This window comes from Bacteroidales bacterium, from assembly GCA_031275285.1.
Taxonomy (GTDB): domain Bacteria; phylum Bacteroidota; class Bacteroidia; order Bacteroidales; family UBA4181; genus JAIRLS01.
Genome location: JAISOY010000001.1, coordinates 97,917 through 123,355 on the forward strand (window position 1 = coordinate 97,917; position 25,439 = coordinate 123,355).

Annotated in this window: 19 protein-coding genes and 1 pseudogene; 15 read left to right on the plus strand and 5 right to left on the minus strand. The window is 40.6% G+C overall.

Features of this window, described 5'->3' with window-relative positions; all coding sequences use genetic code 11:
- The first annotated feature begins 23 nt into the window (after window positions 1-23).
- From LBQ60_00465 to LBQ60_00485, 5 genes are all read left to right on the plus strand, one after another.
- On the plus strand, window positions 24-1,256 hold the full coding sequence (locus LBQ60_00465; protein MDR2036374.1) for a site-specific integrase: 1,233 nt from the start codon (window positions 24-26) through the stop codon (window positions 1,254-1,256).
- Window positions 1,257-1,518: 262 nt separating this feature from the next.
- Complete coding sequence (locus LBQ60_00470) at window positions 1,519-2,736, plus strand: plasmid recombination protein (protein ID MDR2036375.1); 1,218 nt, start codon at window positions 1,519-1,521, stop codon at window positions 2,734-2,736.
- A 110-nt stretch (window positions 2,737-2,846) separates the two neighbouring features.
- Window positions 2,847-3,299: a hypothetical protein gene (locus tag LBQ60_00475; GenBank protein ID MDR2036376.1), complete on the plus strand. Its 453-nt coding sequence runs from the start codon at window positions 2,847-2,849 to the stop codon at window positions 3,297-3,299.
- A 3-nt stretch (window positions 3,300-3,302) separates the two neighbouring features.
- Window positions 3,303-5,174, plus strand: coding sequence for a DUF262 domain-containing protein (locus tag LBQ60_00480; GenBank protein ID MDR2036377.1), 1,872 nt, complete (start codon window positions 3,303-3,305; stop codon window positions 5,172-5,174).
- A gap of 14 nt (window positions 5,175-5,188) precedes the next feature.
- Window positions 5,189-6,181 carry an HNH endonuclease gene (locus tag LBQ60_00485; protein MDR2036378.1) on the plus strand — a complete coding sequence of 331 codons (993 nt, stop codon included), beginning with the start codon at window positions 5,189-5,191 and terminating at the stop codon, window positions 6,179-6,181.
- Between the two features lie 350 nt (window positions 6,182-6,531).
- On the opposite strand, the gene LBQ60_00490 is transcribed toward LBQ60_00485, so the two are convergent.
- Window positions 6,532-8,772, minus strand: coding sequence for a glycosyl hydrolase family 2 (locus tag LBQ60_00490; protein ID MDR2036379.1), 2,241 nt, complete (start codon window positions 8,770-8,772; stop codon window positions 6,532-6,534).
- Window positions 8,773-8,905: 133 nt separating this feature from the next.
- On the opposite strand from LBQ60_00490, the gene LBQ60_00495 reads away from it, so the two are divergent.
- The 4 genes from LBQ60_00495 (at window position 8,906) to LBQ60_00510 (ending at window position 12,604) form a co-directional block, all read left to right on the plus strand.
- Complete coding sequence (locus LBQ60_00495) at window positions 8,906-9,529, plus strand: lipoprotein signal peptidase (GenBank protein MDR2036380.1); 624 nt, start codon at window positions 8,906-8,908, stop codon at window positions 9,527-9,529.
- 22 nt (window positions 9,530-9,551) lie between these two features.
- Window positions 9,552-10,307, plus strand: a complete 756-nt coding sequence (locus LBQ60_00500) for a YdcF family protein (GenBank protein MDR2036381.1) — start codon at window positions 9,552-9,554, stop codon at window positions 10,305-10,307.
- A 66-nt stretch (window positions 10,308-10,373) separates the two neighbouring features.
- The gene (gene tgt / locus LBQ60_00505; GenBank protein ID MDR2036382.1) at window positions 10,374-11,504 is read left to right on the plus strand and encodes a tRNA guanosine(34) transglycosylase Tgt; all 1,131 of its coding nucleotides are present in this window, start codon (window positions 10,374-10,376) and stop codon (window positions 11,502-11,504) included.
- Window positions 11,501-12,604 (plus strand): LptF/LptG family permease, encoded by a 1,104-nt coding sequence (locus tag LBQ60_00510; GenBank protein ID MDR2036383.1) that lies wholly within the window; start codon window positions 11,501-11,503, stop codon window positions 12,602-12,604. The genes tgt and LBQ60_00510 overlap by 4 nt, the downstream gene beginning before the upstream one ends.
- Before the next feature lie 41 nt (window positions 12,605-12,645).
- Here the strand turns inward: LBQ60_00510 and LBQ60_00515 are convergent, their stop codons facing one another.
- The gene (locus LBQ60_00515; GenBank protein ID MDR2036384.1) at window positions 12,646-13,731 is read right to left on the minus strand and encodes a glycoside hydrolase family protein; all 1,086 of its coding nucleotides are present in this window, start codon (window positions 13,729-13,731) and stop codon (window positions 12,646-12,648) included.
- A gap of 398 nt (window positions 13,732-14,129) precedes the next feature.
- Here LBQ60_00515 and LBQ60_00520 point away from each other — a divergent pair, with 398 nt between their 5' ends.
- The 4 genes from LBQ60_00520 (at window position 14,130) to LBQ60_00535 (ending at window position 17,788) form a co-directional block, all read left to right on the plus strand.
- The gene (locus LBQ60_00520; GenBank protein ID MDR2036385.1) at window positions 14,130-14,294 is read left to right on the plus strand and encodes a hypothetical protein; all 165 of its coding nucleotides are present in this window, start codon (window positions 14,130-14,132) and stop codon (window positions 14,292-14,294) included.
- A 238-nt stretch (window positions 14,295-14,532) separates the two neighbouring features.
- Complete coding sequence (ftsY, locus tag LBQ60_00525) at window positions 14,533-15,483, plus strand: signal recognition particle-docking protein FtsY (GenBank protein MDR2036386.1); 951 nt, start codon at window positions 14,533-14,535, stop codon at window positions 15,481-15,483.
- 87 nt (window positions 15,484-15,570) lie between these two features.
- The gene (gene kbl / locus LBQ60_00530) at window positions 15,571-16,758 is read left to right on the plus strand and encodes a glycine C-acetyltransferase (protein ID MDR2036387.1); all 1,188 of its coding nucleotides are present in this window, start codon (window positions 15,571-15,573) and stop codon (window positions 16,756-16,758) included.
- Between the two features lie 250 nt (window positions 16,759-17,008).
- A complete protein-coding gene (locus LBQ60_00535; GenBank protein ID MDR2036388.1) occupies window positions 17,009-17,788 on the plus strand; it encodes a radical SAM protein in 780 nt (259 codons plus the stop codon).
- A gap of 414 nt (window positions 17,789-18,202) precedes the next feature.
- Here the strand turns inward: LBQ60_00535 and LBQ60_00540 are convergent, their stop codons facing one another.
- The 3 genes from LBQ60_00540 to LBQ60_00550 form a co-directional block, all read right to left on the minus strand.
- The gene (locus tag LBQ60_00540; GenBank protein ID MDR2036389.1) at window positions 18,203-19,234 is read right to left on the minus strand and encodes an iron ABC transporter permease; all 1,032 of its coding nucleotides are present in this window, start codon (window positions 19,232-19,234) and stop codon (window positions 18,203-18,205) included.
- A 46-nt stretch (window positions 19,235-19,280) separates the two neighbouring features.
- Window positions 19,281-20,051: a hypothetical protein gene (locus tag LBQ60_00545; GenBank protein ID MDR2036390.1), complete on the minus strand. Its 771-nt coding sequence runs from the start codon at window positions 20,049-20,051 to the stop codon at window positions 19,281-19,283.
- Between the two features lie 135 nt (window positions 20,052-20,186).
- Entirely contained in the window at window positions 20,187-21,116 is a 930-nt protein-coding gene (locus LBQ60_00550; protein MDR2036391.1) for a Gfo/Idh/MocA family oxidoreductase, read from the minus strand.
- Window positions 21,117-21,334: 218 nt separating this feature from the next.
- Here LBQ60_00550 and polA point away from each other — a divergent pair.
- Window positions 21,335-24,121 (plus strand): annotated as a pseudogene (polA, locus tag LBQ60_00555) (DNA polymerase I).
- Between the two features lie 24 nt (window positions 24,122-24,145).
- The gene (locus tag LBQ60_00560; GenBank protein MDR2036392.1) at window positions 24,146-25,438 is read left to right on the plus strand and encodes an IgA Peptidase M64; all 1,293 of its coding nucleotides are present in this window, start codon (window positions 24,146-24,148) and stop codon (window positions 25,436-25,438) included.
- Window position 25,439: the final 1 nt, after the last annotated feature.

Genomic DNA, 25,439 nt, shown 5'->3' on the forward strand with positions numbered 1-25,439 from the left:
GTAACCAGAAAAAACATTGAGTTATGAGGTCAACATTCAAAGTATTATTTTACGTGAAGAAAGGCAGCGAGAAACCCAACGGGAACCTGCCCTTGATGTGCCGTATCACGGTGGACGGCGAAGTTAAACAGTTCAGCTGCAAAATGGACATTCCACTCCACTTGTGGGATGTGAAGAACAATCGTGCACCGGGAAAGAGTGCGGAAGCGCAGAAAATCAACCGCGCTATCGACAAAATTCGAGTGGATATAAACCGCCGTTATCAGGAACTGATGCAGGCGGACGGCTATGTTACCGCAACTAAGTTGAAAAACGCTTATCTCGGAATCGGGGTAAAGCAGGAAACGTTGTTAAAGCTATTCGAACAGCACAATGCCGAGTTTGAGAAGAAAGTGGGCTATAGCCGGGCACAGGGTACTTTCGCCCGCTACCGTACTGTCTGTAAACATATCCGGGAGTTTCTTCCCTCTACCTACCACAGAGAGGATATACCGCTCAAAGAACTAAGCCTGACATTTATCAACGATTTTGAATACTTTCTGCGGGAAGAAAAGAAATGCCGTACCAATACCGTGTGGGGATATATGATTGTTTTGAAGCATATTATTTCCATTGCACGGAATACCGGACTATTGCCGTTCAATCCCTTTGCCGGATATATCAACAGTCCCGAAAGCGTGGACAGGGGGTATCTTACAGAAGAGGAAATACAGACACTTATAGAGGCTCCCATGAAAAATAAAACATACGAACTGGTGCGCGACCTTTTCGTTTTTTCTATTTTCACCGGCTTGTCGTATGCGGATGTGAAAAAACTCACCACCGACAACCTGCAAACGTTCTTTGACGGCAACCTATGGATTATTACCCGCAGACGAAAGACTAACACAGATTCCAATATCCGGCTATTAGATGTTCCCAAGCGGATAATAGAAAAATACAAGGGCTTAACGGGAGATAATCGTGTTTTCCCTGTTCCGAGTAACAGCAGTTGCAACGAGAAACTGAAAAAGATAGGCGTACAGTGTGGTATCAAAACCCGGCTGACCTATCATGTCGCAAGGCATTCCGCGGCCACGACTATCCTTTTATCGCACGGCGTACCCATCGAAACCGTGAGCCGTATTCTCGGACACACGAATATCAAAACCACGCAGATATATGCCCGAATCACTAATCAAAAGATAAGTCGGGATATGGAAGCCCTTTCGCACAAGTTGGAGGGTATGGAGAAGAATATCTGTGAAGCTATCTAAACCTGTCGGCATACTGTACCCGCTATCTTCAGTGTAGCGGGTATGGCTGCTATCAGAGTTTAACCGCAGCGACCCCAATGGGCTTTTAAAGAAAAGCCGTAGCTTATTAGGGCATTTTTTTAACGCATCCGTTTCACTACTGCTAAAAATGCCCCAATAAGCCAAAGGGTAAACCCTCTGGACACCCTAAAGCGGCCTTCCGACCGCAACCGCTTCGGGCGGTTATCATAATAAATTATCGACTTAAAATTTACCTACACAAATGGGATTTGTCGTATTACATATACAGAAGCCGAAAGGCAACGATGCTCGAACGACGGCGCATATAGAACGGACGGTACAGCCGGGCAACGCCGATCCGGAACGAAAGGACCTCAACAAAGAGTTTATCACTTTTCCGGACGGAGTGGAGAACCGGACACAGGCGATACAGCACCGGATAGAGAACGCAGGGATAACCCGTAAAATCAGGGAGAATCAGGTACGTGCGTTACAGGTCATGCTGTCAGGTACTCCCGAAGATATGCAACGCATACAGAACGAGGGAAAAATAGATGACTGGTGTCAGAGTAATATTGATTGGTTACAAGATACGTTCGGAAAAGAAAACGTTGTATCAGCTGTTTTACACATGGACGAGAAAACTCCACATATCCACGCTACGGTAGTTCCTATCGTATCCGGTGAAAGAAGAAAAGCCAAACAGGAAGAGAACAATGGCAAGAAGAAATACCGGAAAAAGCCTAAAGATACCATCCGGCTCTGCGCCGATGATGTGATGACACGCGATAATCTGGAACGGTTTCAGGATACATACGCCGAGAAAATGCAGAAATACGGATTGCAACGGGGTATCAAAGGCTCTGATGCCCGGCATATCTCTACGCCCCAATATTACAGAGAGTTATTCGCCCAAAACGAAGACCTGAAAGAAAATATAGAATATCTGCAAGAGGAAAAGCAGGAGGTTTACGAAAAAGTACGGGATATGTACGACCGAAAGGACGAAGCCCGGGAGAAGTTCCTGAACATGCACGAATATACCCAAAGGAAAAAAACGGAAATATCCGACCTTGAAACTCGTATAGAACAGCTAAAACTGGATTATGAACCTTACAAGGCGCAAGACGATATAAATTTGCTATTCGATGTATTTCCTCATTTAAGCGAACGGCTACGGATAGCGCAGTTATGCAAGGGTATCGGATTGACAATAGACACCATTAAGCTGTTATTTAAGGGTGAAGCCGTATCGGTTACGGGTAAGCTCCATTCGCCCGAACATAATCATTCCTTCAACGTGCAGGATGCCAAATTACAGCTATTTAAGGAGAGCAAGGACTCCGACAGGCTGAAATTATCTATCAACGGACAGAATATCATCGACTGGTTCAAAGAGAAGTATCAAGAAATCCGGCAGGTGGTTAGACCGCATATCAAGCCTGCTCCACCCACACCGAAGAAAGGGAGAGGAATATAAGTCTACCCAAAGCTGAAACTAAATAAAGGCAAAGGTTTTAGATAGTATAGTATGTTTGATTTGCAGAGATTTACTACTTTTGCAGTCAGAAACTTTAAAAAATAGTATTGATGATGAAGTACTTGAAACTTACCCCGATTTTACTCTTTTTAGTTATTGCTTCTGCCTGCGGAACGATAAACAAAACAACTATTTCTGATTCGGCAGACTTATCAAAATATAATTATGCTACTATAACTGATGTAGAGGGATATGGTGGATCTCCGGTATTAATGGATCTATCTGTAAGGATATATGATGCTCTTTCTAAGACCAGATTGACGGTAATTGGGGACAAGCAAATTGAAGCTCTTTCTTTACCTCAAAAACAGGAATTATTGCTTGTAAGATATACTGCAACGCAGAATGATGCCGAGTCTGTTGTCAGTATAAATTTTGTAGAATACTTGTCTGGCAGACCTGTGGCATCTTTTCGTGGTGCATATGGGTTGGGATGGGGAGTAGAACAAGATATGAATCGTGCTATTAATAATGCTATAGAGCAAATGAAAAAACACTTTTAAGATATGAATCAGAAACTCCAAAATAAGATTGAGGCTACAGATACGAGTATCAGTAAATTACTGAAAGATCAAAAATTCACAATTGATTATTTTCAAAGAGAGTATAGGTGGCAAGAGAAACATATTAGACTTTTAATAGAAGACCTTTCCACTACATTTTTAAAATCTTACAAGGACGGCGATAAGCGATCTGAAGTTGCAAATTATCAGAATTATTATTTGGGTCCCGTAGTTTTTAATATTAATGAGGACGGCAAAAAATCCATTATTGACGGACAGCAGAGAATAACCTCAATTACCCTTTTGCTTATATACCTGAACCACCTGCAAGCTGAATGTCCCCAAAAGATTAATATCACTCACTTAATTTTTTCTGAGAAATATGGCGAGAAGTCATTTAATATGTCCGATGATTCACGGGAAGAATGCTTAACTTCATTATTTGAGAAAGGAGATTATACACTTCAGGATAATGATGACGAGACAGTAATTAATATGCTTGAAAGATACGAGGATATAGTCGAATCATTTCCGGAAGAATTAACTGGTGAGGCTCTCCCTTATTTCATCGATTGGTTTATAGATAATGTAGTAATTGTCGAGATTACGGCATATTCGGATGAAAATGCTTATACAATCTTTGAAACCATGAATGACAGGGGATTAAACCTTACTCCTACAGAAATGTTAAAGGGTTATATACTCTCAAAAATCACAAATAAAAAACAAAGGACTGAAATAAATGATTTATGGAAAGATGAGATTCAGAAGCTGCATGAATATGACGAGAATGCAGACCAAAGCTTTTTTCAGGCATGGTTTCGAGGCAAGTATGCAAACACAATCCGTCCGGGGAAAGCTGGTTCTGAAAACCAAGACTTTGAATTAATTGGCTCCCGTTTTCATAATTGGTTTAAAGATAATCACAAGTCTATATTCAACTTATCGTCTTCTGATGATTTCTATTCTTTTTTTAAGAGATATTTTCCATTCTATGTGAAAATATTTATTAACATGTGGAAAGATCAGGCTCATTATAATCCTAAAACTCCGCACTTACATTACATAAATCATTGGGGTATTGCCGAATCTTTACAGGATCCATTGTTGATGGCCTCGATTAATATTGACGATAATCCATCTGTAATAAATCAGAAACTTGATTTTGTTGCAAGGTTCATAGAAACATTTACTGTAAGAAGAAGTGTCAACTATAGAAAGTTTGGACAAACTGCTATTAAGTATTCCATTTTCAACATAATACGACTAATCCGCGATAATGATTTGGATAAATTGTCCCACAATCTTATCAAAGAAACGGAAAGGATAGATGAACAATGGGATGGAGTATGGTATTTCGGATTACATGGGATGAACAGGAAGTTTGTTAAACATTTATTATCAAGAGTTTCCAGCTACCTCGATAATCTGGTTGGAAAAGACACGACTTACGTTACTTATCATCATCCGAACGGCAAACAATTTGAAATTGAACACATATGGGCCGACAAGTTCGAAGAGCATACGGATGAATTTGAGCAAAAATCTGAGTTTAATAAATGGCGAAATTCCGCAGGGGCTTTACTGTTACTACCTCATGGAACTAATCAGTCTTTTAATAGTGATAAATATGCAGATAAAATAGAACATTACCTAAAAGAGAATACATACGCACAAACTCTGCACCCTAATTACTATATCAAGAATCCGAATTTTTTAAAGTCTGATATAATAAAAGATTTAGACTTTAAACCCCATCATGACTTTAAAAAGGATGACATTGCTGAAAGACAGAGATTGCTTCAACGAATTTGCGAGAAGCTCTGGTCACCAGAGTATTATAACGAAAGCCTTATAGTATCGGAAACGAAATAATATCAGAAGAAAGCATGGTAGATGTTAATGATTATAGTAGTGAAGTAAATTGTATCTATAAAGGAGAAAAATACTCTGTTCGTGATAATGGGGCTATTTTACGTCATCCTTGCGAGGGTAAACGCCCGCGACCAAACGATAACCATTGGACATTCGGTAAGCCAAACAATAAAACTGGCTATATGGAAATAGCCTCTGTTCGCGTACATAGAATAGTTGCAACTGCGTTTCATGGAGAACCACCAACGAAAGAACATGTAGTCGATCATATTGATACTAACAAGCGGAATAACCGAGCGAAAAATCTACGGTGGGTTACAAGATTGGAAAACGTATTGCTTAATCCAATTACGGCAAAGCGTATAGCGTATGTTTGTGGGAGTGTAGAGGCATTTTTGTCTGATCCGGCAAAATACCGTGATATGTTCTCAGAACCGTATGAACAATGGATGCAGACAGTTAGTACAGAAGAAGCCCAAATAAGTTTGGAGCGGATGTTAGCATGGGCTAAGAGCGATAAACCGTCAAAAAGTGGGACATCTTTGGATAAATGGATTTTTACTCGGAATAATTTACAGGGCGAACAAACAATAGTGGCTCCGGAAGAACCTGATTTTATAATATCTTTAACACCTGGGGCGGTACAACGCAACTGGCGTACACCTTCTGAATTTCCATGTACACCTCACGAAATGGGGAATAGTTCTTTAACTGCCTACGCCGATAATTTGAAAGAGGGAACTGTTTTTTCTCAAAATATATATGGTTCATCCTTAGTGGTAAATAGTGGATTTTCCGAAGATCGCCAATCACTATATGTGATGACAGAATCATCTGATGGTGAAGAGTCGGTTAAGCGTTATGCACTTGCAGAGGTTACTTATGAAGATAACCTTTTCATTCATACAGGGCGTACATTCTTTTCTAAAGAGGGAGCGGAGAAACAATTCACTCTTGCCCAAGGTTTTGAATGGAGTGGTGGCGATTCTATTGATGATTATTGCTGAATGAATAGCCCCTTCTTTATCCGAACACAAAGATATATTCCAAGAATGGAACGGCAACACCGAGCCGCAAGCGGTTTTTGTAGATTTCTTCCTTTTCGTTCCGAAAAGAGTAAATCTACAAAAAGTATTGCCTAATTCATTCTTTCCATAGGAGAGGTGTTTACCGGATAAAGAAAGAGAAAAAATATGCGTATAGTCTCAGAAATATTGCTTATTTTTGGCGTGAGTTATTTGATTGTATTGTACCGCAAAACGCTGAGATACGCACGGTTACTAAATCGTTACTTCTGAAATTCAAAAACTCTGCGAAAGGTTTATTCTTCAACAGGTTAAGTCAAACCGATGAAAATCTAAAATAAATAATCCGGAATATCCGGTATGGATCGGTCAAATGTCTTAACTATCAGGGATTGTCCGGGCGCTAATTGAAGATATATCTCTGTTTTTCCGTCACGTTTTCTCAGATTTGCTTTTCCCTTCTCACCGGTAAGCGGATCATATATCATAGCGGTTTGTGCATTTACGGACAAACCGACCCAATTATCCAGATGATTATTCTCCAGCATAGCAATAAAATAAAAATGGCCATCTTTATGCTTGCGACGAATTGTCTGAACTGCATATTCGACCTTTATTTCTTCCGGTTTCGCCGAAGACGCCTGTAACAACTTCAGGTAGTCTTTCCCGGATAATATATTGCCTTTTCCTACAGCCTGTATTACTATGGAATCATTAAAATCATCATTCCGTATATCGGCAAGTATTTTTTGGAATGCATTTCTGCGACGTTCCAGATCATGTAATCCCGGAACATCTTCAGGAAACCGATCCGTGAATATTACAGTAGCACCGTCTTTGGCCAGTTCAATTAATTTGGCCAATGTTTCGTAAGGCATATACCGGACATCCGGGACTATAATGGCTTTATAAGAGGCTCCCGGAGTCTGCAGAAGATGGTTGCAGACACTGGTCTGTAAAATATACCGGTCCGAGATATAGTCCACATCAAAACCAAGAGACTGGATATTGACCACCCATTCAAAAAAAGCGGGCATCAGGTGTTTCATCCTGTGAATATCAAACATGAGGTACATACCTGACTGTTGTTGCCATATATCATAGATAGGCAGATAAACCAAAAAGTCATTGTCCGGCTCACCATGTTGCAAAAATGACTGTGTCCGGGTAATATACTCGTTCAATCCTTTTATATCCCTGAAAATAGTATTGTTGGCATTCAGGTTGACGGACGCATAAAACAGCCATCCCGGCCAGGGTACATCTTTGGGTGAATAAGGCGAACCATGATAATGCATATGGTTCACCCCTGCAACAAACATCTGGTCGATTTCCGGTTTCATTTGGGATAAAGAGGTCCTGAAATGTTCAGTCAACCAGGTAAAGGTTTCGGATGACACCTGTTTTTTTCCGGTAATGTGTGCCGCTGAAGAAGCATATTTCAATACAGACGGATGGGAATCACTTTCTTTCATCCCACTGTCAATACGAAGGCCGGGAATGTCAAAAAATGTTCTCCCGAAAGACTCGCATTCCGGAATATCAACCGCAGCATATAAATCGATCAGGTTTCCCGGAGATCCATGAGCCTGACTCCGTGTAACAGATCCACGCGCATGTGCCCAATCCGTCCAGGGAATGGTAAACTCGTTCAACAACAGTTCAGCAATAGTTTGCCGGTAATCACAAACCACACGCGCACAAATATCCGGATCTCCTTCCCTGTTCAATTCAGGAAGATATTCCTGTAACCTGTAACCCCGCCTTTTTTCAAATTCTTCCATTAGGTTTTCCGACCAGTTTGCGCCATATACTTCGTACGAATCGTTAAAAAAATGATCTGGCCATGATGCTCCTGCATCGGTAAAGGCCCGGTCAAAACGAGTAAGATAACGGTCCAGTGATCTCCGGGAATAATGATTGATCACCCATCCCTCGCCTCCGGGAGCCGCACGTTTTACTTTCTGTAATGTTTTACCATTAAACACAGTCCATATTGTCCAGTCCCCTTCCGGAACATCCCAGAGGAGTGTTGTTCCGGTTACACGATCCGTCAATTCTATTTTCTGTTCCTGACCATAAGCAACAACAGCAGCTATTGTCGCGACATCGGTTTGCCTGCGGTCATTTACGGTTATTTCTTTTTCCAAACGATAAGGGCCCTTTACTTTATATTGTTGAAATATGGCCTTACAAGCAGCATCATTGATCATTACATCAGGTCCGCCAAAAGGCCATCCGGTTCCGGTCGCCATATCAACAGACATGTCCAGTCTCTTTGCTTCCGCTTTCACATGTTGATACATATCCATCCACCGGGGTGATAAATAGTCAATATGCCTGCTTTCTGCGCTATCGATACCATAAATAGGTGTAATTTCAACACTTCCGATCCCGGCCTCTTTCAATTCTTCCATACTTATAGTTAATCCGGCTGAATCGACTGCATTACCCAGCCACCACCAACGAACCCCGGGTTTATTCTCCCTGCATGTTTCCGGCCAGGATGTGTCTACAGGGGAAGAACAGGCTGATATCCAAAAAAACAATAAACAACAGTATATTTCCCTCATTGATAAATTTATAAAAAGATTACTCTATTGATACAAAGATATAAATAACATGGTAATAATCAGCATTGGTCAGGTGCATTATATGCATGTAGCAAAAATTAGCTACATTTGTGCACTTTTTAATTTTTTACAAATGAAGCAATCTATCGCGTGGAAATCGGCACTTCTGGTTTTTGTGATCCTTTTATTCGATCAAATATTAAAAGTATGGGTAAAAACCAATATGAGTATTGGTGAAGATATACCTCTATTAGGAAACTGGTTTCACATTCATTTTGTAGAAAATCCGGGAATGGCATTTGGCTGGCAACTCGGCGGGAAGTGGGGAAAACTGGTATTAAGCCTGTTCCGGCTTGTAGCTATAGCAGCCATTATTTGGTATATACGCATCCTGATCCGGGAAAAAGCACCCAATGGTTTTATTTTATGCGTTTCACTCATCCTTGCCGGCGCTATGGGAAATATGATCGACTGTGCGTTTTACGGATTATTGTTCAGTGAAAGCAACTTCGGTATTGTTGCCGAATTTCTTCCCGAAGGGGGTGGATATGCACCGTTTTTATTCGGAAAAGTAGTGGATATGCTTTCTTTTCCGATCATTCATGGAACCTATCCCGGCTGGTTCCCTTTGGTAGGTGGAGAAGAATTCCTTTTCTTCCGTCCGGTATTTAATATCGCAGATTCTGCCGTAACTATAGGAGTGCTATCCATTATATTGTTTTACTGGAGTTACTTGAAAAATATCAGTAAATCCTGATTGAGTATTTTAAACTTCAAAAATGTTTTTTTTCTTATCCAAAACCATCGGACTGCTTACCAAACCTTTTTCATGGTTGGTGATCCTGATGATATTGGCTGTATTCCTCCGGAAACCCAAATGGAAAAGAATATGTTTGATTACGTCGTTGTTGGTATTACTTGTCTTCTCCAATCCATGGTTCCTGAATTTTTCACTCAGTAAATGGGAGCCTAAGCCAATAGATATCGACCAGTTAGATGGGATTTATGACATCGGCATTGTTCTGGGTGGCTTTGCCCGCTATTTACCCGAATACCAAAAGACCCAACTAAATGATGCCGGAGACCGTATTTGGCAAGCCATCTACCTTTACAAAAAAGGGAAAATCAAAAAAATACTCATCAGCGGAGGAGGAATAAAAGATACTAAGTCAGAAGCTGAAGCCACCAGGGAAAGTTTAATTTTATTCGGTATCCCTGATAGTGTGATCCTCTTCGAAACAGCTTCCAGGAATACCTTTGAAAACCTGAACAACAGTGCTGAAATTATCCGTTCCGTACAACCGGATGCCCGGTGTCTGGTCATCACTTCAGCCATACATATTCCCCGCGCAATGGGCTGCGCCAAAAAAGTAGGACTTCCGGTTGATGCCTTCCCGGCAGAGCATCTTACCCGTCATGATAAGCGGATATGGGCGGAATGGATCACTCCCCGCCCGGAAATACTCAAGGATTGGGACAGGTTGATCAATGAATGGGTAGGGATCCTGGCTTATAAGATACGAGGTTATCTATGAAAATGCTATATTATTTTTATAGATTGGCTCCCCATAAAAACATATCTTTGTATACAAAAAAATTAAGTGAAATTCAGGGTAACAGACAGCGACCAGCATAGTGCTGCCCGGTGTGGCATCGTCTCAACCTGCCATGGAGAGATCGAAACACCAATTTTTATGCCTGTGGGAACACAGGGAACCGTAAAAAGCATCAATCAACGCGATCTGGCAGATGATGTACAGGCACAAATTATTCTAGGAAATACTTATCATTTATTTCTGCGTCCGGGCCTTGATATCCTGGAGGGAGCAGGAGGGTTACACCGCTTTATAGGATGGAAACGCCCCATATTAACCGATAGCGGAGGATTCCAGGTGTTCTCATTATCCGACATCAGAAAATTAAAGGAAGATGGCGCTGAATTCCGTTCCCATATTGACGGCGCCAAACATTTTTTCACTCCTGAACGTGTGGTGGATATCCAACGTTCTATCGGAGCGGATATCATGATGGCTTTTGACGAATGCACTCCATATCCTTGTGATTTTCAATACGCCAAATCATCGATGGAACGAACATTACGATGGCTGGACCGCGGATTGAAACGTTTCGGGGAAACCGATCCTGTTTATGATTATCAACAAGCATTTTTCCCTATTGTACAAGGAAGCGTTTATCCTGAGCTTCGCCGGATCTCAGCAGAAAGGACAGCGGAAACTGACTGTCCCGGTAATGCTATCGGTGGACTGGCCGTTGGTGAGCCAGCCGACCAGATGTATGAAATGATACATCTGGTAAACCAGATCCTGCCTGAACATAAACCACGTTACCTGATGGGGGTGGGCACTCCTGTTAATATCTTGGAATCCATTTCATTAGGCGTAGACATGTTTGACTGTGTCATGCCTACCCGTAACGGGCGCAACGGTTCTATCTTCACCCGGGAGGGACAGATCAATATCAAAAATGAAAAATGGAAAAAAGATTATTCGCCAATTGAAGAAGGTGGCGCGTCTTTTGTTGATGAAATGTTTTCAAAAGCCTATCTTCGCCATTTGATTATTTCAAAGGAGATATTAGGCGCACAAATATCCAGTCTTCACAATGTTGCTTTTTATTTATGGTTAACACGCGAGGCAAGAAAACAAATCAAAGAAGGCAATTTTGCCGGTTGGAAAATTGAAATGGTAGAGAAATTATCAAGAAAATTATGAGATTTCTAAGAAAATTAAAATTAGGCATCCTGGATTGGTACATCATCAAGAAGTTCCTTGGTACTTTTTTCTTTTCGATGTTATTGATCATTGTCATTGTTATTGTCTTCGATATCTCTGAAAAAATCGACGATTTCCTTGAAAAGAAAGTCCCGTTAAATGCCATTATTTTTGAATATTACGTCAATTTTGTCCCGTATTTTGTTACTATGTTCAGTTCCCTGTTCATTTTTATCGCGGTGATCTTCTTTACCTCGAAGTTGGCGTACAACACCGAAATTATTGCTATCCTGAGTAGTGGGATCAGCTTCCGGAGATTTCTATACCCTTATTTTATCAGTTCTTGTTTTCTGGTGATTTTTACTTTCTTCCTGAATGATGTGATCATGCCTTCGGCCAATCAGAAACGTCTGGCATTCGATGACAAATACATCAAAAAGCCGGTGATGTATTTGCAGCAAAATGTGCATAAACAGGTTGAACCCGGATTATTTGTATACCTGGAATCATTCAGTAATGCTACCGAACAGGCATACCGTTTTTCCATGGAAAGATTTGACGGGGACCGTTTGGTATCCAAACTCATATCTGACAAAGCTCTATGGGACAAGAAAAAGGAAAAATGGACCGTGGTAAAATACCATATCCGGGATATTGATTCTTTGGGTAATGAAACCATTACTTCCGGCGAAAGAATCGACACTACCATCAATCTGCATCCCAGTGAATTCAAAAGACGCGAGAATTTCACAGAACAGATGAATATGGGGGAACTAAAAGATTTCATTGATGAATTGAGAATGCAGGGAGCCGACAACATCAACCAGTATATCATTGACCTTCAGGAACGGATTGCCAATCCTTTTTCCACGTTTATACTTACTTTAATTGGTGTCAGCTTATCGACCCGTAAAGTAAGGGGTGGAATCGGTATACATATCGCCATTGGGATCACTATTTGTTTCCTCTATATACTGTTCATGCAGTTTTCTTCGGAATTTGCCACAAAAGGGAACCTCAGTCCCTTTATAGCTGCATGGATCCCGAACATCATTTTCGGAATAGTGGGAATCATTCTTTACCGCATGGCTCCTAAATAATCTGATCCATCCATTATTTTACAGAACCGGAAAACAGGAATTTATTTCAGTGGAATGACCATATTCCAGGTTCTCTTAAAATTCCATGGGCTTGATCCCTCTCCGGTTGCAGCGAATAAATAGGCAGGTTTTTCATCCTCAAACAATAAAAAAGGCCGTTCAAAATTAGCCTGTACCGTAACCGTGTGATCATCCCATAATATATGCCGGGAATATGCCTTGACCGGATCAGATAATTTCCAGTCGATTCCATTTTGGGAAACAGCATGTACTCCTCCTCCCTCTTCTCCGCACACATGACCGAAACGGTCTTTCATGATCAGTTCATAATGGCCGTCTGCCCACCAGACAAAAGGATCTTCAACATCATTATCCTTTTGAGCATCCGTATCAAAACGAAAAATAGGATCATCAGACAACCGGCGGTATATACCCTGGGGATGTTCGCTTTCTGCTGCACCCAATAACAAAGGTGGTCTGGAACTAAATTGTGATGATTTATAGATCAGTAAAATTTTTCCGGTTTCAGGATTAATGACAGGAGATGGATTTGTTGTTATAGTGGCATCCCAATGCCCCGGACGAGGTTCGATCACCGGTTTATCCATACGTTTCCACGGGCCATAAAGGGATTGTGAACTTGCCACACCGATTCGTTTATTCATCCAGGCCTTTTCAAACCAATCGTCTTCCCATTTGCATCCGGGCGTAGGAACCGGAAAATCATAAGTAGTCCCGAAATAGTACAAATAGTACTGTCCCTCAAAAAAGACAATACGGGGATTATGAGTCACCAAACCATCAAAATACCCAGCGCCACGGGCAGGTAAAGCTACATCGGAAAAGACATAAGGCCCTTCCGGGGTATCGGATATGGCGTGTACAACTTCCGAATTGGTCACCCAGGCCCCAAATCCCAGGTTTTTAGCCCAACGATCAACAAACATGTGGTACTTTCCATCATTACCCTTCACAACAGACGATCCCCAAATCCAATAGTCATCCATGGAGAATCCACCACCGACAGGTGCCGGCAGTAATCTGTCGATAAATGCTTCCGGTTGTCTTTCATTGCACGAAAATGGTAAAAGGGATAAAGCCAGTACACCGTAGGTTGACTGTTTCAAAAATATTCGTCGGGATAATATCATTTTTGGTATCAGGTATAAAATTTATACAATAATATTTTATTTAATCGTAACTTCCAAAAAGCATTATAGTTCCTGAAATTCAAATATAAATACTATTTTCAATCATAAAAATATCCAAATTTTTATTTACACCCATATTTTTTCTATTTACATTAAAAATTTCTAAAAGATAAATAATCATCATTTTTTATGCTTATGAAAATAAAACTTATTACCTGCTACTGATCATTATTTGATTGTTTTCCTGCCAGCATGTTAAATCTATTTGGACCTGTCATCAATAAATAATATTTTGTATTCACATTTTAATAAACTTTTTGGCATTTAAATTGTTATATTACTATGTAGCAGAAAATACAAAATAAATAATTGTCATGAAAGAACTAATAACACAGTTGCAAAATGAGGTGAACCTGGATAAAAAGCAAGCCCGGACGGCTGTTGGCATTTTCAGGAATTATCTGATCAAAAAAATCGATGACACAACTCTCACAGAGGCATTAAAAGGTAGAAAAATAAATACCTCTACCCGGTTTTAAAAATTTGTTTTGCAGGACTAAATAGTCCAAACAACCGACATTCGTGATTAACGTAAAATATAAAAAACTACAGGTAATTACCTGTAGTTTTTTATATGATCACAGGTGTATAAAATTTTCTTGATTTCCTGATCACCATACAGAGCGATAAGAATCATATCATGTATTAACTTGTGCATGAACACAAAAAAACTATCTTTGCATTTGTTTTCACTCAAGTGCTTAAATTATTATCCATATGGCATTTTTCGGATTATTCTCAAAAGAAAAAAAAGAAAGCCTCGACAAGGGAGTTGAAAAAACCAAAGAGAGTCTTTTTCAGAAATTAACACGTGCTGTTGCAGGAAAATCTAAGGTAGATGACGAAGTCCTTGACAATCTTGAGGAAGTACTGATCACTTCCGATGTAGGTGTAGAAACTACATTAAAGATCATCAAACGAATTGAGGATAGGGTTGCACGCGATAAAGTAATGAATACGAATGAACTGAATACTATTTTAAAGGAAGAAATCGCAGCTCTATTGGAGGAAAACAATACCGGAAATATCGATGATTTTGCATCTGTGATCACAAACAAACCCTACGTAATTATGGTGGTAGGTGTTAATGGGGTAGGTAAAACCACCACTATCGGAAAACTGGCATACCAGTTCAAAAAAGCAGGTAAAAAAGTCTGCCTGGGGGCTGCTGATACGTTCAGGGCTGCTGCAGTAGATCAACTTACCATCTGGTCGGAACGTGTCGGGGTAGATATTGTCAAACAACAAATGGGATCCGATCCTGCATCGGTAGCGTATGATACGGTAAGTTCGGCAAAAGCGAATAATGCTGATGTAGTGATCATTGATACGGCCGGGCGCCTGCACAATAAGGTGAACCTGATGAATGAGCTTTCAAAAATCAAGAAAGTAATACAAAAAGTCATCCCGGATGCCCCTCATGAAGTATTGCTGGTATTGGACGGATCCACAGGACAGAATGCTTTCGAACAAGCCAAACAGTTTACCCTGGCAACAGAAGTCTCTGCGTTGGCATTAACAAAATTAGACGGTACTGCAAAAGGGGGAGTAATACTTGGCATATCCGATCAATTTAAAATTCCGGTAAGATATATCGGAGTAGGTGAAAAAATGGATGATCTGCTGGTATTCAATAAATATGAATTTGTCGATTCCCTGTTTAAATAACTGTTTCTTCCCTTTATGATAAATCTCATATTATGATTTACCGATAAATGCTACATTAGCATTTTATTATTCAAAAACGGTAAAGCTATGTACGGAAAACTGCAACAATATTTAACCAAAGAGCTGGAAAATATTCAACAAGCCGGCTTATACAAAAACGAACGGATCATTGTTACTCCCCAGGGAGTTGAGATCAAGTTGGATAATGGTCAGGAAGTCTTGAATTTCTGCGCCAATAATTACCTGGGACTCTCATCCCACCCGGCCATCATAAAAGCCGCCCATGAGTCTCTTGATAGTCATGGATTTGGTATGTCTTCGGTTCGTTTTATTTGCGGCACACAAGACATCCATAAGGAGCTGGAGCAGCGGATTGCCCAATATTTCGGAACGGAGGATACCATCTTGTATGCTGCGTGCTTTGATGCCAACGGAGGTGTTTTCGAACCGTTATTGTCCGAAGAAGATGCCATTATTTCCGACTCCCTGAATCATGCGTCTATCATAGATGGAGTACGTTTATGCAAGGCTGCCCGGTACCGTTATGCCAATGCAGATATGGCTGATCTGGAAGCACAGCTCAAAGAAGCCCAAAAACACCGTTTCCGGATTATTGTCACTGACGCAGTATTTTCTATGGACGGTAATGTCGCCCCAATGGACAAAATCTGTGCACTGGCAGAAAAATATGATGCGCTGGTCATGATCGATGAATGTCATTCGGCAGGAGTGGTAGGTTCAACCGGACGTGGTGTCACTGAATTGTTCAATGTTCGCGGAAAAGTAGATATCATCACCGGTACCCTGGGAAAAGCTTTAGGGGGTGGAATCGGAGGATTTACTACCGGACGGAAAGAAATTATCCAGATGTTACGACAACGTTCACGTCCATACCTGTTCTCCAACTCCATTCCACCTTCGGTTGCCGGGGCGGGTATTGCTGCTTTTGATCTTTTGGAAGGTTCCACCGAATTACATGATCATCTGGTCGAAAATACACGGTATTTCATGTCTGCCATGCAAAAATTGGGGTTTGATATCAAACCAAGCCAATCGGCTATTGTTGCTGTCATGCTTTATGATGCGCCTCTTTCACAAAAATTTGCGGAACGATTATTGCAAGAAGGCATATATGTGGTAGGGTTCTATTATCCTGTTGTTCCAAAAGAACAAGCCCGTATCAGGGTACAATTATCTGCCGCTCATACCCGGGCTCATCTGGACAAAGCACTGGCTGCATTTGCCAAAATAGGGAAAGAGTTGGGTGTAATTTGATAAAGTTTTTAACCAACGGATGATACAATATCATCCTGAAAATATATAAATTTGGTAAAATTAGGTAAGACAATATCTGTATTGTTGCTTCTCAGTTTCTTGTTAGGGGCTTGCAGTAGATCACACAGCCCCTATAAAAAGCGGCGTAAGGCAGCCCCTTGTAACTGTCCTTCGTTCTATCAGAATAGTATGCCTGAGGACAACCATGCTTTTTTTGTTCAAAATGCCTGATTGATTTCTGAATTAAGTCGTGTCTACTTTTTTATTCGACCAACTTGTTTTTGGTCCGGTACATAGCCGAAGATTAGGAATATCATTGGGGATCAATTTACTACCCATTGAAAGCAAATACTGTAATTTCAACTGTATTTACTGCGAATGTGGATGGAATGCAGATAAACGACCAGCAGGGATACATCTTCCCAAAAGGCAGGATGTTTATTCTGCCCTGGAAAAAAAACTGACGGAAATGCAATCATCCGGAGAATTACCGGATGCCATTACCTTTGCCGGAAATGGAGAACCGACCATTCATCCGGATTTTCCTGAAATTATTGATGATACCATTTCGTTACGCAACCGTTATGCTCCAGAATCAAAAATATCGGTATTGACTAATGCCACAATGTTGCACCGGAACAGGATCGTTGAAGCATTAAAAAAAACAGATATGCCGATATTGAAACTGGATTCGGCTATTGAATCAACGATACAATTGCTGAATCAACCTGCCGGAAAGATATCCATAAAAAAACTGATCGATCAGTTAAAGTCATTTGAGGGAGCATGCGTTATCCAGACCATGTTTGTCCATGGCATGTATGAAGGAAAAAAAGTTGACAATACGACACAGGAAGAATTGGATGCCTGGGAAAAAACCATCCTTGAGATCAAGCCCCGACAGTTGATGATCTATACCATTGCCCGGGACACTCCGGCCCAAAGCCTGCAAAAAGTATCCGAACAAACATTGAAAGACATTGCATTACGTATGGAAAAACAAGGAATACCGGTACATGTGTCTACCTGATTCTTTTTGCTGCAATTCTTTTTATGATATTAGTGTTTATATAGATTAGTTGTATTAAGAGAAATCTATAAATAGATGTTAATTATGGTGCGGACGAAGTCCGTTTAACAGGTGAAGCCTACCATATTCGACAATTTTACTTACTTCGTTGCGTGAGAACGCTAACGCTAAGTTCTGTCTGAACAAACGGCGAAGCCCTCGTGAACAAAGTGAATAACCCGATAGGCGGAGTGAGTTAAAACTTAGCATAGCGTTCTCACGACTGAAGGGAGTAATTGTCAAGCCGTTTTTGGTTACTTTTTGCGGCGTCAACGGCGAAGCCTTCACGTAATACCATTGAAAATAATTTATGCATGAGTAAAAAGTAATAAAGAAAAGTAAGGAAATATTCTTCATACCTAATTATAAGGTATATTATATCATAGACGACATTTTGTGATTGCGGACTATGATCCATATAATAATAGGAATACCGATAAATGCCGTAACGGAATTGATCGGTAATACGACGCCTTTGCCTGGGAATGATGCAATCAGGTCACACATCATCATCACGATGGAACCAACAAGTATACAGGCTAAAAGTAGTGTCCGCTGGTCTGCCGTCCGGAAAAGCATCCTGCAAATATGGGGAACGGCAATACCGACAAAACCTATGGGGCCACAAAAAGCGGTTACACTTCCAGCCAGTATACCTGTACTGAAAAATATCAATAACCGGGATGAGATGATATTTACCCCTAACGAACGGGCATAATTTTCTCCCAGCAACATTGCATTAAGACTTTTCACAGATAACAGAGCCACCAATACTCCAATAAATACACATGGAACCAGTACTTTCAACTGGGAGACAGTTACTCCATGAATACTACCCATGGTCCATGTGGTAAATGATTTCAGCAAAGATTCATTGGTAAAATATTGTAACACATTGATCAATGAAGAGGTAATACTTCCAAACATGATACCAAGGATCAATATTGTCATGACATCCTTAATACGAAGTGATACGGAAAAAATGAGGAATAAAACAGCCGATGCTCCTAAAAAAGCAGCAATAACGATCATCCAGTTCCCCACGACACCAGTATTACTGAAAATCGCCATCCCTGAAACTCCCATCACCAGTATGGCAACCCCAAGGCTTGCTCCGGCACTGATCCCCAACACATAAGGTCCTGCCAAAGGATTACGGAATACCGTCTGCATCTGCAGACCGCTAACACTCAATGATATTCCGGCCAATACGGACGTGATGGCTTTGGGTAGGCGAAATTCCCGGATAATGGTTCCCCATTCCTCCACAGCACTTTCACCCGTAAATAAGATCTGAAAAATATTCTTTATAGGGATATGGATGTTACCCACCAGCAATACCAGAACAAAACATACAACAAACAACAAAACCAGTACGATATATATAACGGTATGCCTCACGAAGATCGGTTTATGCGTTAAAACAATTCATCTGGTTGCAAAGATATCATTTTTATGAGGATTCTCCCTGATCCGACATATCACGAACCTGCAAAAGAAATTTCAGGTTTCCTGCATTATATATCTTTGTATATCCCTTTCTGGTTAAAAAGTCATCGATAGTTATTGATTGGTCTTGTTCCTTAAATTCATTTATAAGACTTTCAGGAAGTCGATGCGGATACCAACGAACCTGTTCCTGAGGATCAACCCAAAAGATTTGAGGAGGAGTAATGTCGGTTTGTTTAAAATTAAGCTTTTTATATCCCATACCCGAACCCCAATCCAGATCTGCATAAGTCATGATATCTTCAGGAGAATGTTTTCTGATAAAACAGGTTATTAATTTCCCAAGTCCACCTACCACCGTATGATTGAGCATATTTGCATAACGTAATAGTTCAAAAGACCGGTAAATAACTCCTCCCCTATCCATAAGCCTGCCGGCACTGAATGATGCCACAGCTGACAATTGGTCCTGATAAAAAAGCCCATAAGCATACCGGGCTGTAACCGCACCCTGCAAGTGGTTAAGGGATAAAAAGCCACTCATCTGTTCCTTATCAATACGTAAAACATTCGTCCGACGAGCCGGAATACAGGTACTGAATCCTAAAAGAGCCGAGATCCTTGAACGTACAATATCTTCACTCCTGATCCATTGGTCGTGCCACAAGTGTATAACCTGAATCCCAAATAACAGGAACTCAAGGGATTTTTTCTGAAAAAAATCCACACTTACCTGTGTGCTATCAAACGGGAAGGGAATAAGATGAAATAACATTTTCCGGTCCGGAAGGTATAAAACTTTACCTAATAAGCCGGGGAAATGAGACGGAAGGTCAATGATATGTAAATTATATTGCCGAATGCAATGATATACCTGATTTACAAAATCATCTCTCAAAACAGAATGAAATCAATAAGTATTTATTGTCTGTACCTGCCTGATACGTTCAACAATAACATCGGCTGCCGCAAAACACTGTAGTTGTTGTTCTATTTGAGACAACATATCAGGATCATCAAGAATAGCCTTTTCAAAGTTGACAAAATCCTGTTTATAAACCATCTTCGAATTGTAGTTTTCAATCTCTATCTGGTCAACTACATCGTATGCACAATATTGTTTTTCAATTACGGGCTTAAAAATGTCAGCCTGAACGATCACATCCGGAAAATTAAACATAAAGTCTATTTTGGGATCGCCATCCAGGATTGTATGCATCATTATATTGATATAGCTGCCATTATCACACTCCAGACGGCAATTGAGCAAATCCGGATTTCTTTCCGATACAGACCATGTTTTCACATCAATCTTCGCAATGTTGGCATTCATGATTCCCAAAATAAAATCAAGATCATAAGCCAGCTCGGATTTTATCTGTGTACACAACTCACTTTTGTTCCTCTTCATATGGTGTTTGACTTCAACAACACGTGGAATCCCCAACTCGGAAACATGGTTATATACAGGGCAATAACGATGTCTCGTAGCTAATTGCAATATGACTCCGGATTCGTTGGCCAGTTTAACCAGGTATTGTATTTCATCTAAGGAAAGATTTTGCGGATGAGTAATGTACACATGCTTCATTTCTTTCAATGCTCTTTCTGCAATGAACATTATTTCAGGAACATCATCCGTAATGTCAATAGCATCCGTATATTTAAAAAGTGCATCTAAAGAAGAATAAGATACCAAACGGTTTTGCCTGGCAAAGACCATTGATTCCCTGTTCTCCAACGCATAGCATCCTACAATTTCGTAACTGTTATTGGTCATTAAAACAGCGGTGTGCAAATGAGCTAATACATCCGTCCCAACAATTCCTATCCGAATCATAAAATCATTATATTAATGATACAAATATAGATTTTGAATTCAGATGTTCTTCATTTTTGATGAACATTTTATCAACTAAATAATGTTAATAAGATCGTATTACCGGGTAATGCTCATTCATAAGCGCTTCTGAATATTTCCATATAAGCACCCTTCAATTAAATTTCAGAGGGGAACGACTTTTGATTATTTTTGTATCCTATCAAAAATACCCTATTATGGCTGACAAAAAATTATTCCTGTTGGATGCTTATGCTTTAATCTACCGATCATACTATGCGCTGATCCGGAATCCTATGTTTAATACATCCGGATTTAACACATCCACTATTTTTGGTTTTACCAATACATTAGAAGAAGTATTAAATAAGGAGAAGCCAACGCACATTGCTGTCGCGTTCGATCCTCCTACCCCGACATTCCGGCATGAATTATATCCGAAATACAAAGCACAACGGGAAGAGACTCCTGAAGAAATAGTAAAATCCGTTCCTCGTATCCGGGAATTAATTGAAGCATACCGTATACCCATCATTGAATGTCCGGGATATGAAGCAGACGATGTGATAGGGACAATTGCCAAACATGCAGCATCCATAGGTTTTGACGTTTATATGATGACCCCGGACAAGGACTATGCCCAATTAGTAGATGAACATATATATATGTATAAGCCGGCACGATCAGGAAAAGGGGCTGAAATACTCGACACGGCAAAAGTACGTGAGGTCTACAAAGTAAAAGAGCCGATACAATTCATTGAGGTATTGGCTATTATGGGTGACAAATCGGATAACATCCCTGGAGTGAAAGGAATAGGTGAAGTAGGGGCAACCAAGTTAATAGATGAATTCGGAACTGTGGAAAACCTGCTGGAAAACATCGACCATATAAAAGGAGCCAACAAGGATAAAATTATCGAGCATAAAGACGATTTACTCTTATCCAAGACCCTTGTAACAATAAGCACAGATGTTCCCATTACTTTCTCGGAAGAAAATTATGCCATCAAAACACCGGATATTTCCCGGCTAAAGGAATTATTCAAAGAATTCAACTTCCGGACTTTTCTGAGCAGGTTAGAAGATAAGATTAGTCCGAAAACATCCTCCCAACCACAACAATTAAGTCTTTTCGATTCGGCCACTCCCACCGCCGGTACAGCTGATACCCCTCCCGAGGAACGTATCTATCAGAATATCGACACTGTAGAACATGAATACCATATTGCCGACAACCAGGAAAAAAGGCAGTTATTGATACGTATTTTACATACACGGCAAGAATTCTGTTTCGACACGGAGACAACGGGGTTAGAAACCTTTAACAATAAACTGGTGGGAATATCATTTTCCGTAAAACCGCATAGCGCATGGTATGTACCTGTACCTCAGGATGAATCATCAGAAATTATTGCTGAGTTCAGGGAATTATTCGAAAATCCTGAAATACGCAAAATCGGGCAAAACCTGAAATTCGACATGTTGGTTCTGAAGCAATATGGAGTAGATACAAAAGGAGCATTGTTCGATACCATGTTAGCCCATTACCTCATCCAGCCGGAACAACGGCATAATTTGAATTATCTTTCGGAAAAGTACCTGGATTATTCCCCTGTGGAAATAGAAACACTGATTGGTAAAAGTGGGAAAAACCAGATGAACATGATCGATGTGCCTCTGGAAAAAATTGCATCGTATGCAGCTGAAGATGCAGATATCGCATTGCAGCTAAAAGAAAAACTCGAAATACAACTTCGACAATCAGGCATGGAGGAACTGGCGCAAACAGTCGAAATGCCATTGGCCCGCGTACTTGCTTGCATGGAAGCAACCGGAGTAAAAATCGACGTATCGGCAATGGACGAACTGGCACAGATACTGAATGCAGATGCTGAAAAACTGGAAGAAGAAATATATCAACTGGCCGATACCCGTTTCAATATTGCATCTCCGAAACAGTTGGGCGATGTGTTATTTGTCAAACTAAACATTAACGACGGTGACCGGACCAAAAAAACCAAAACGAAACAATTTTCCACAAGTGAAGAAGTTTTGTCCAGTTTAACCGGCAAACATCCGATCGTTTCAAAGATATTGGAATACAGAGGGCTAAAAAAATTATTGTCCACCTATGTCGAAGCACTGCCCAAACTTATTAACCCGCATACCGGAAAAATACACACATCGTTTAACCAGGCTGTAACCTCTACCGGAAGGCTCAGTTCCACGGATCCTAATCTTCAGAATATCCCTATCCGGGAAGAAAGGGGACGAGAGATCAGAAAAGCTTTTATACCCAGTGATGAAGATCATTTATTACTTTCGGCGGATTATTCCCAGATTGAACTGAGATTAATGGCCCACATGAGTAATGACCCTAATATGCTCGATGCTTTCCGGAACAACGAAGATATCCATGCAGCTACCGCTGCAAAAATATACGGGATCCCGGTTGCTGAAGTAAACTCCGACATGCGGCGCAAAGCCAAAACGGCTAATTTTGGCATCATCTACGGCATCTCGGTTTTCGGACTTTCCCAAAGGCTCAATATACCAAGAACAGAAGCACAGGATTTAATTTCCGGGTATTTTGATGCATATAAAGAAGTGCGGAACTATATGAATAATGCGATCAACAAGGCCAAGGAGCAAGGCTATGTAGAAACGTTGATGGGGCGACGCCGTTATATTCCCGACATCCGGTCTGCAAATGCCGTAGTAAGGTGAATGGCCGAACGCAATGCAATTAATGCCCCGCTACAAGGCTCTGCAGCAGATATCATTAAATTAGCAATGATCCGTATATATGATGCCTTTGAGCAATCCCAACTGAAATCAAAAATGATTTTGCAGGTACATGATGAATTGGTTTTTGATGTGCTGAAGTCAGAACTTCAGCAAGTGAAAGAAATTGTCCGTAAAGAAATGGAGAACGCTTATCCTTTATCCATTCCGCTTACAGTGGAAATGGGTGAAGGTTATAATTGGCTGGAAGCTCATTAATCTGTTTTAAAACTGATATATAAAATGTTATTTCCTAAAAATCTCATCCCGGTTGCCTTTCTTATCGTTTTCCATTTCTCGATACTCTCCGGACAAACGGAATATAAAGACTTTTTTGAGCCGAAAACGCTCCGGTTCGATTTTTACCTGGCTGGAAATGCGGAACAACAACATATATATATCAATTGTTTCAGGGAGGAACCGCTGTGGGGAGGACCGTTTACTCATCTTACCGATCATCCCGGATATGGAGAATATTGTTACCGGATATATGATGAAGCTTCCGGAAAGTTGATCTTCCAGAGGGGATTTAATTCCCTTTTCCAGGAATGGCGAACCACAGATGAAGCCAAAACGATAAACCGCTCTTATAATCAGGTAATTTTGTTTCCTTACCCTAAGAATAAAATACGTCTGGAAATACTGGAAAGAAATTTTCAAACGGGTTTATTCATTCCTTTATTCGAAACAGGGGTTGATCCTAACAGTATGTACATCAACCGGGAAAAGCGGCCTTCATATCCCATAACCCCTATTCTCAACAATGGAGAAAGCGCCCGAAAAGTCGATCTGGTATTTGTTGCAGAAGGATATACGAAAGAAGAAATGGATAAATTCAGGAAAGATGTGATCCGTTTTTCTGATTATCTCTTTCAAACACCACCCTATTCCACACGCAAAAAGGACTTTAATATATGGGCAGTGGAATGCCCGTCTGAAGAATCCGGTGTGGATATTCCCGGACAAAACATCTGGAAAAATACGACACTGAATGCTCACTTCTATACATTTGGTATTGACCGTTATTTGACTGCTCCCGATCTATCTGCCATACGGGACCGTATCTGGAATGTTTCCTGCGATGCGGTTTATGTAATGGTTAATTCCAATGTATACGGAGGAGGTGGCATTTATAATTATTATGGACTCAGCACTTCAGACCATGCGTTAAGCGAACCTGTGTTCGTCCATGAATTCGGCCATAGTTTTGCCGGATTGGCCGACGAATATTTTTCGGCAGAGGTGGCCTACAATGATTTTTATAACCTGAAAAACGAGCCTTGGGAACCGAACATCACTACATTGGTCGATTTCAGTTCAAAATGGAAAGATATGTTGCCTCCGGGAATTCAGATCCCGACTCCTGACATAAAAGAAAATAAAGATAAGCCCGGTGTATATGAAGGAGGCGGATACCTGTCAAAAGGTATATACCGTCCGATGATCAATTGCCGGATGCGTACCAACCATGCCGATTTTTGTCCTGTATGCCAGAAAGCGATCAACCGGATGATTGACCTGACCATTGATCAGTAAG